Genomic DNA, 774 nt, shown 5'->3' on the forward strand with positions numbered 1-774 from the left:
TTCTGGTAGTGAAAATGGTTCTATCACACGGACAACAGCGTTTTTACGTAAACGTGAAACAAAGAAATACCCATCATCCGTCATGCGGTCGAAACGCTCATAATCCAAGTAACCACGGTCGAACACGTACATGCATTCTTTGTCGTCAATGAATACTTCTAGTTGCCCTCGATCATGTTCGATGGCGTTTGTAAGTACCGCTTTATCTGGATAGGAGAGTCCCTTTTCCATGAAAACAAGTCGCAGGTGAAGCTTTACACCTGATTTTGTTTTTCGGAACTCTGCCCACTTATGATTGGTTAAATTCAGCGGTAACGTACTCGAATCAATGATTTTTAGTGGTGTTATTACTTTTCTTCGCATTTGGAAATTCGTTTTCTGATGAATTTGTGCCACTAAATCGAGAAAAATCGTTTGAAAGAATTCAGTTGGGATTGTATTGATTCGTCTTCCTAATTGTGAAAAGCTAATCGAACCTAATCCCGTAGCTCGTTGTAATTCTTCGGAAAAGACAGCGTCGCTTAATGCCCGTAAACTCTCGGTTTCATGAAGTTGGGCATACAAAAGTAGTTTCATAAATGAAGCCATATAAAGCTTCTTTGTATAGTAATTTAATTGATGTGTTTTCACCAGGTCGTCAAATAATGAACGATTCATCGGTGATAACCATTGTTCAAATGATGTTTTTCGTGTAAACTTATCCATGTGTGAGTCCTTTATTTTGGATTTGGATAGGTTACTACCACCAACCCATTATAAAGGCTTTTTTTATGA

Annotated in this window: 1 protein-coding gene; it reads right to left on the bottom strand. The window is 38.1% G+C overall.

Annotated elements, in window-relative coordinates; translation table 11 throughout:
* A partial coding sequence (locus ACFQ0V_RS13250) for an IS4 family transposase (RefSeq protein WP_381014459.1) occupies positions 1 to 705 on the bottom strand: 705 nt, incomplete at its 3' end.
* Positions 706 to 774: the final 69 nt, after the last annotated feature.

This window comes from Savagea faecisuis (assembly GCF_042675605.1).
Taxonomy (GTDB): Bacteria; Bacillota; Bacilli; order Bacillales_A; family Planococcaceae; genus Savagea; species Savagea faecisuis.